We start from the raw sequence: 7319 nt of genomic DNA on the forward strand, positions 1-7319 counted from the left end.
TTGCCCACCCTCAGGACTGGACGAGCCGCGCACATGCCCAGCAGCACCACCACCGAGACGCCACCGCAGCAGCAGGACGGCGTCTCCCTCTCCCACGGTCTCAAGCAGCGCCACCTGTCGATGATCGCCCTCGGCGGTGTGATCGGCGCGGGCCTGTTCGTCGGCTCCGGCGCGGGTATCGCCGCGGCCGGACCGTCCATCGTGATCGCCTTCGCGCTCTCCGGCCTCCTGGTGATGCTGGTGATGCGGATGCTCGGCGAGATGTCCGCCGCCTACCCGTCCTCGGGTTCCTTCTCCGCGCACGCCGAGCGGGCGATGGGCCCCTGGGCGGGCTTCACCGCGGGCTGGTCCTTCTGGGTGCTGCTGTGCACGGCCGTCGGCCTGGAGGGCATCGCCGCCGCGAACATCGTCACCAGCTGGCTGCCGGACACTCCGCAGTGGGCCTGGGTCGCCCTGTTCATGCTGGTGTTCTGCGGGGCGAACCTGGCCGCGGTGAGGAACTTCGGCGAGTTCGAGTTCTGGTTCGCGGCGCTGAAGGTCGGCGCGATCAGCCTGTTCCTGGTCCTGGGCGGGCTGGCCATCGCCGGCGTGCTCCCCGGCACGAGCGCCCCGGGCACCTCCCACCTCACCGACTTCTTCCCGCACGGCGGCGAGGGTCTGGTCATCGGTCTGCTCGCCTCCGTCTTCGCCTACGGCGGCCTGGAGACGGTCACGATCGCGGCCGCCGAGTCCGAGAACCCGGTCAAGGGCGTGGCGGGCGCGGTCCGTACGGCGATGTGGCGCATCGCGCTGTTCTACGTCGGCTCCATGGCGGTCGTGGTCACGCTGGTCCCGTGGGACTCGAAGGACATCGCGAACCCGGACAAGGGCCCGTACGTCGCCGCCCTCGACCATCTCGGCATTCCCGGTGCCGGCCAGGTGATGAAGGTCGTCGTGCTGGTCGCCCTGCTCTCCGCGATGAACGCCAACATCTACGGCTCCTCGCGCATCGCCTACTCGCTGGTGGAGCGGGGTCAGGGCCCGAAGGCCCTGGCGAAGGTCTCCGGCGGGGTGCCCCGCATCGCCGTCCTCACCTCCTCCGTCTTCGGCTTCGTGTGCGTGCTGCTCAGCTACTGGCGGCCGAACGACGTCTTCCCGTGGCTGCTGAACATGATCGGCGCGGTCATCCTGGTCGTCTGGATCTTCATCGCCGTCTCTCAGCTGCTGCTGCGGCGCCGCGTGGAGCGGGAGGCACCGGAGAAGCTGGTCGTCCGCATGTGGGCGTTCCCGTTCCTGACGTGGATCGCGCTGGCGGGAATGGCGGCGATCTTCGTACTGATGGCCCGGGAGCAGGGGACTCGGGTTCAGCTGTACTCGACCGGTGGGATGACGGTGTTCCTGGCGGTCGTGGGGTACGTGTGGCAGCGGGTGCGGGCCAGGTCCTGACCTCGCCCCTCCTCTTCGAGCCCCTCCCGAAAGACCCCCGCGGTGCACCCGCGGGGGTCTTTTTGTTGCTAGCGTGTAGTTGCAAGCTCTTTGCAATAAGAGGTTCGGAGGGGAACGACCCGTGCCCGTCTACACGCTGCCTGACCTGCCCTACGACTACTCCGCGCTCGCCCCCGTGATCAGCCCCGAGATCATCGAGCTGCACCACGACAAGCACCACGCCGCCTACGTGAAGGGCGCCAACGACACGCTGGAGCAGCTCGCCGAGGCGCGGGACAAGGAGTCGTGGGGCTCGATCAACGGTCTGGAGAAGAACCTGGCCTTCCACCTCTCCGGGCACATCCTGCACAGCATCTACTGGCAGAACATGACCGGCCCGAAGGACGGCGGCGGCGAGCCGCTGGCGCAGGACGGGGTGGGCGAGCTGGCGGAGGCGATCAAGGAGTCCTTCGGGTCCTTCGCGGCGTTCAGGACGCAGCTGTCCAAGGCGGCGGCCACCACCCAGGGTTCAGGCTGGGGCGTGCTGGCGTACGAGCCGCTCAGCGGACGGCTGATCGTGGAGCAGGTCTACGACCACCAGGGCAACGTCGGCCAGGGCGCGACGCCGATCCTCGTCTTCGACGCCTGGGAGCACGCCTTCTACCTCCAGTACAGGAACCAGAAGGTCGACTTCATCGAGGCCATGTGGCAGGTCGTGAACTGGCAGGACGTGGCCAGGCGTTACGCGGCCGCGAAGTCCCGCGCGGACGTGCTCCTGCTCACCCCCTGAGACGTCCTGCCTCGTGATCGTCTTCTCACCTTCACGTCGGCAGGCGGATGAGAGAAGACCCCCGCGAGGACGTGACTTGCGGGGGTCTTCCCCACCCCGAGGGTCCACCGAACGGCTGACCCGAAGTTCCACCGGACACCCGTGTCCGCCAAATGCCCTGCCCAGCAAGGCTTTTGGGTATGAACTCACTGACTGTGCGCATGGCACGCTGGAGTGCCGGGCACCCCTGGCGGGCGCTCGTCGGCTGGCTGTTGTTCGTGGCACTGTGCCTGTGCGTCGGCATCGCCCTCGGCACCGACAGCGCGAAGACCGCCGACTACCGGGTGGGCGAGGCCGGCCGGGCCGAGGCCATGGCCGCCGAAGGGCATCTGGAACGCCCGTCCACCGAGCAGATCCTGATCTCCGCCCGAGCGGGTGCCCTGGACGAGGGGTCCGCCGCTTCCGTCGCGCGCGAGCTGACCGCACGCATGCGACGGCTGCCCGAGGTCGCCGAGGTGGCCTCCCCGGAGCGGTCGTCCGACGGACGCGTCCTCCTGGTCGAGGTGTCCCTCAAGGGCGAGGAGCTGGACGCCGACCACAAGGTCGGTGCCCTCGTCGCGCAGACCCGGGCCGTACAGCGGGCACACCCCGAGCTGCTCGTGCAGGAGACCGGATCCCCCTCCGTCAGCAAGGGAGTCGACCAGCAGCGCGACGACGACCTGGCCCTCTCCGAGAAGATCAGCCTGCCCCTCACCCTCGTCACCCTGCTGCTCGTGTTCGGCTCGCTCACCATGGCCGCCGTACCGCTGCTGCTCGCGCTGTCGTCGATCGCGGGGGCCATCGGGCTGGCGATGGCCGCCTCGCATCTCACCCCCGACGCCGGGGTCGGCAAGAACGTCATCCTCATGATCGGCCTCGCGGTCGGCGTCGACTACACGCTCTTCCACCTCAAGCGGGAGCGCGAGGAGCGGGCCCGCTCCGGTGGCCGGCTCGGCACCGAGGCGCTGGTGGAGCTGGCGGCCGCCACGTCCGGGCGGGCCGTCGTGGTCTCCGGTCTTGCGGTCGTCGCCTCCACCGCCACGCTGTACCTGGCCTCGGACGTGATCTTCTCCTCGCTCGCCACCGGCACGATCGTGGTCGTACTGGTCGCGGTGGCCAGCTCCCTGACCGCACTGCCGGCGCTGCTGACCGTGCTGGGCCAGCGGGCCGAGCGCAGGGTTCGGCGGCGGGCGGAGCACGGCAAGCCGGCCCGGCGCCTGCGCGGCGGGGACGACGGCCGGTTCTGGTCCGCGCTGCTGCGCCCCGCCGCCCGGCATCCGCTCGCCACCCTGTGCTGCTCGCTTCTCGCCCTGCTCGCCCTCGTCCTCCCGCTGACCGGCCTGAAGATCACCGAGATGAGCCGGGACACCCACTCCCGCGCGATCCCCGCCATGCGGGTGTACGACCGCCTCAACGCAGAGTTCCCGGAGCGGCGGGTCGCCCACCAGGTCGTCGTACAGGCTCCCGCCGAGCGCTCCGCCCAGGTCACCGGGGAGCTGCGGGCACTGGCCCGCCGGGCCGCCGCCGACCCGCTGTTCACCGACTACGCCCGTATCCGCACCGCCGCCGACCACCGGACCAGCACCCTGGAACTCCGGGTGCCGTACCTGGGCAACTCCCCGCAGGCGCACGACTCGCTGGAGCAGTTGCGCCACGACTACCTGCCCGCCACGGTCGGCAAGGTCACCGGCGCACGGTACGGCGTGAGCGGCGACGTGGCCCGCTACACCGACTATCCGGCCCATCAGAACGGCAAACTGCCCCTGGTCCTCGGCGCGTTGCTGCTGGTGACGTTCCTGATGACGCTGTACGCGTTCCGCTCGGTCGTGCTCGGCCTGCTCGGTGTCGTACTGAACCTGCTGTCGGCGGCGGCCGCGCTCGGCCTGCTCGTGCTGGTCTTCCAGCACACCTGGGCCGAGGGGCTGCTGGGCTTCCGCTCCACGGGGTCGATCGGTTCCCGTGTGCCGCTGTTCCTCCTCGTGATCCTCTTCGGTCTGTCGATGGACTACCAGGTGTTCGTGGTCAGCCGGATCCGGGAGGCGGTGCTGGCCGGCACGCCCACCCGGCAGGCGGTCGTCGAGGGCATCCGGCGGTCGGCGAGCGTGGTGACCAGCGCGGCCGTGATCATGACGACTGTCTTCGTGAGCTTCGTCTTCCTGCACATCATCGAGATGAAGCAGATCGGTTTCGTGCTCGCCGCGGCCGTCCTGCTGGACGCCTTCGTGGTGCGCGTGCTGATCCTGCCGGCGGCCCTGCTGCTGCTCGGCGAGCGCACCTGGTGGCCCGTGCGGCCGTCGAAGACCGCCGTCCCCGGCCCGAACCCCGCGCTGCTGGACGTAGGTTGACAGGCATGACCACCACCGCCGACGCCCTGTGGGCGACCTCGCTGCGCCGCTGGAACGCCGTGTGCTGGGTCCTGTTCGCCGCGATGGCGGTCGGCATCACGGCCCTGAGCGACGGCGCCGACCGGTACGCGGCCCTCGGCCTGCTGGGCAGTGTGGCCCTGTGCTTCGCCGTGCTGGACCGCCGCCCCGCCCATCCCGTCGTACGGCCGCACGGGTACCTCGCGGTGCTGGTGATCGCCCTCGCCGGACTCGCCTATCTGCGCACCAGTTACGCGGCCCTGTTCATGGTCACGCTGCCGCACTACTGGATGTTCGGCCGCACCCCGAGGATCTCCCTGACCTTCCTGGGGCTGGCCACCGGCGCCACGCTGCTGGGGGCCTGGGTGCGGCAGGGCTGGTCCGGCGAGTTCTTCGGCGAGACGGTGGTGGGCACGCTGATCGTGGTCGCGGTCGGCGTCCTGATCGGGCTGTGGGCCCGCGCGGTGGTCGAGCAGAGCAGCGAACGCGCCCGGCTGATCGAGGAGTTGGAGCGCACCCAGGCGGAGCTGGCCGAGGCGCATCTGCGGCAGGGCGCGGCGGAGGAACGGGAACGGATGGCACGGGAGATCCACGACACGCTCGCGCAGGGCTTCGCCTCGATCGTCGTGCTGGCCGAGGCGGCCCGCGCCGGGCTCGCCACCGACCCCGGGCGCACCGCCCGGCAGCTGGTGTCGATCGAGTCGACCGCCCGGGAGAACCTGGCGGAGGCCAGGGAACTGGTCGGCTCGGGGCGGCCGCCCGGCGGCGCGCACTCCGGGCCGGTGGCGCAGACCCTGCAGCGGATCGTGGACCGGTTCGCCGAGGACACCGGGCTGAGCGTGGCCGCCGAGCTGGCCGACCTGGACTGCGACCAGCAGACCCGGGTCGCGCTGCTGCGCTGCACCCAGGAGTCCCTGGCCAACGTGCGCAAACACGCCCGTGCCTCGACGGTCGGCGTGGTGCTGGCCCGGCGCCCCCACGGGGTGGAGCTGGAGGTCACGGACGACGGCACCGGATTCGTGGTCGAGGCCTGCACCGGCTTCGGTCTAGACGGGATGCGCAAGCGGCTCGCCGAACTGGGCGGGCGGCTCACGGTGACCAGCTCGGTCGGGGACGGAACCAGGATCCTCGCGGTGATCCCGGTGGAGGGAGCGGCATGACCGACCGGCTCCGGATCGTCGTGGTGGACGACCACACCGTGATGCGGGCCGGGGTGATCGCCCTGCTGGACGGGGAGGCGGACATCGAGGTCGTCGGCGAGGCGAGCGACGGCCGTGCCGCACTCGACCTGGTCGCCCGCCACGACCCGGACGTGGCCCTGGTCGACCTGCGCATGCCGGTGCTGGACGGGGTCGCGACGACCACCGGGATCGTCGCTCGTCACCCGCGCACCCGCGTGCTGATCCTCACCACCTACGACACCGACGCCGACATCGAGCGCGGGGTCGAGGCCGGCGCCATCGGCTACCTGCTCAAGGACACCACCCGCGAGCAGCTGGTCGACGCGATCCGCTCGGCCGCGCGCGGGGAGACCGTGCTCGCGCCCCGGGTGGCGGAGAAGCTGGTCGCCCGGATGCGGCGCCCCGTCCACGATCCGCTCACCACCCGCGAGACCGATGTGCTGACCGCGGTGGCCGACGGGCTCACCAATGCCGAGATCGGCCGTCGGCTCGTCATCTCCGAGGCCACCGTCAAGACGCATCTGCTGCGCCTGTTCGCCAAGCTGGACGTCAACGACCGCACGCGGGCGGTGGTCGTCGCGATGGAGCGAGGGCTGCTGCCACGCCCGTGACCGGTCACTCTCAGGACTCGCAGGGGATGTTGAGCGACAGCAGAGCCGCGCTGTGCTCCGTGACCCGGATCTCGCTCACCGCCGCGTTGCGCAGCCTCGGCAGGACGCGGCGGTACTCCGCCACCGGGATGTGCAGGAGCGAGCACAGCACCAGTCGGAGCAGGGTGTTGTGGGCGACGACGAGGACCCGCTCGTCGGGGTGCGCGGCGGCGATCCGGTGCAGGGCGGCCGTGCCCCGGGCCGCGGCGGCGCGGGGATCCTCGGCGCCGGGGAAGGGATGCGCCACCGGGTCGGCCCTGAACGCCTCCGCCGCCTGTGGGTTCTCGGCCTCGAACTCGGCGAGCGTACGGCCCTCCATCACCCCGAAGTCGCATTCCCGCAGGTCGACTTCGCGGTGCGGGGTGAGACCGAGGGCGCGGCAGGCCGGCTCGGCGGTGGCGATCGCCCGGGACAGGGGTGAGGTCCAGATCGCGTCCACGGGGTGGGCGGCGGCCCAGCGCCCCAGCGCCTCGGCCTGGGCGCGCCCGGTATCGGTCAGGGCCACGTCGCTCACCCCGGCGTACCGGTTCTCGGCGTGCCAGACGGTCTGGCCGTGGCGGGCGAGGAGGAGGGTCGTAGTCATGAGCCCGGAGTATCCCGGGCCAGCCGCTCCCGCGCATGCGCGGCGACCTCCTTCGGCAGCCACCCCCGAAACTCCAACTCGCCCACCAACCGGGCGTACGGCTCGGTGAAGCAGACCGAACAGGTCCGGGCGCGGCAAGCGAGGACGCTCATACTCAAGAGCCCGCACTGTCCCGGGCCAGCCGCTCCCGCGCATGCGCGGCGACCTCCTTCGACAGCCACCCCCGAAACTCCAGCTCGCCCACCAACCGGGCGTACGGCTCGGTGAAGCAGACCGAACAGGTCCGGGCGCGGCAAGCGAGGACGCTCATACTCAAGAGCCCGCACTGTC

General features: G+C 71.1%; 6 protein-coding genes. 5 read left to right on the forward strand and 1 reads right to left on the reverse strand.

The annotated features are described in order from the left end of the window. Positions 1–33 precede the first annotated feature (33 nt). From ACFYZZ_RS13175 to ACFYZZ_RS13195, 5 genes are all read left to right on the forward strand, one after another. On the forward strand, positions 34–1425 hold the full coding sequence (locus tag ACFYZZ_RS13175; protein ID WP_389174728.1) for an amino acid permease: 1392 nt from the start codon (positions 34–36) through the stop codon (positions 1423–1425). A 121-nt stretch (positions 1426–1546) separates the two neighbouring features. Then, positions 1547–2194 carry a superoxide dismutase gene (locus tag ACFYZZ_RS13180; protein WP_389174729.1) on the forward strand — a complete coding sequence of 216 codons (648 nt, stop codon included), beginning with the start codon at positions 1547–1549 and terminating at the stop codon, positions 2192–2194. A gap of 179 nt (positions 2195–2373) precedes the next feature. Next, positions 2374–4557: an MMPL family transporter gene (locus tag ACFYZZ_RS13185; RefSeq protein ID WP_389174732.1), complete on the forward strand. Its 2184-nt coding sequence runs from the start codon at positions 2374–2376 to the stop codon at positions 4555–4557. Between the two features lie 5 nt (positions 4558–4562). After that, the gene (locus ACFYZZ_RS13190) at positions 4563–5735 is read left to right on the forward strand and encodes a sensor histidine kinase (protein ID WP_389174735.1); all 1173 of its coding nucleotides are present in this window, start codon (positions 4563–4565) and stop codon (positions 5733–5735) included. Beyond that, positions 5732–6367: a response regulator gene (locus ACFYZZ_RS13195; protein ID WP_389174738.1), complete on the forward strand. Its 636-nt coding sequence runs from the start codon at positions 5732–5734 to the stop codon at positions 6365–6367. The genes ACFYZZ_RS13190 and ACFYZZ_RS13195 overlap by 4 nt, the downstream gene beginning before the upstream one ends. 10 nt (positions 6368–6377) lie before the next feature. On the opposite strand, the gene ACFYZZ_RS13200 is transcribed toward ACFYZZ_RS13195, so the two are convergent. Continuing rightward, a complete protein-coding gene (locus tag ACFYZZ_RS13200; RefSeq protein ID WP_389174741.1) occupies positions 6378–6989 on the reverse strand; it encodes a histidine phosphatase family protein in 612 nt (203 codons plus the stop codon). Positions 6990–7319: the final 330 nt, after the last annotated feature.

Origin of the sequence: Streptomyces sp. NPDC001816 (assembly GCF_042892235.1) — a bacterium.
In the GTDB taxonomy this organism is placed as follows: domain Bacteria; phylum Actinomycetota; class Actinomycetes; order Streptomycetales; family Streptomycetaceae; genus Streptomyces.

Bases quoted from the DNA above. Each gene is read 5' to 3' on its own strand.
- ACFYZZ_RS13195 (WP_389174738.1), top strand. From the start codon at position 5,732: ATGACCGACCGGCTCCGGATCGTCGTGGTGGACGACCACACCGTGATG.
- ACFYZZ_RS13200 (WP_389174741.1), bottom strand. From the start codon at position 6,989: ATGACTACGACCCTCCTCCTCGCCCGCCACGGCCAGACCGTCTGGCAC.
- ACFYZZ_RS13190 (WP_389174735.1), top strand. From the start codon at position 4,563: ATGACCACCACCGCCGACGCCCTGTGGGCGACCTCGCTGCGCCGCTGG.
- ACFYZZ_RS13175 (WP_389174728.1), top strand. From the start codon at position 34: ATGCCCAGCAGCACCACCACCGAGACGCCACCGCAGCAGCAGGACGGC.
- ACFYZZ_RS13185 (WP_389174732.1), top strand. From the start codon at position 2,374: ATGAACTCACTGACTGTGCGCATGGCACGCTGGAGTGCCGGGCACCCC.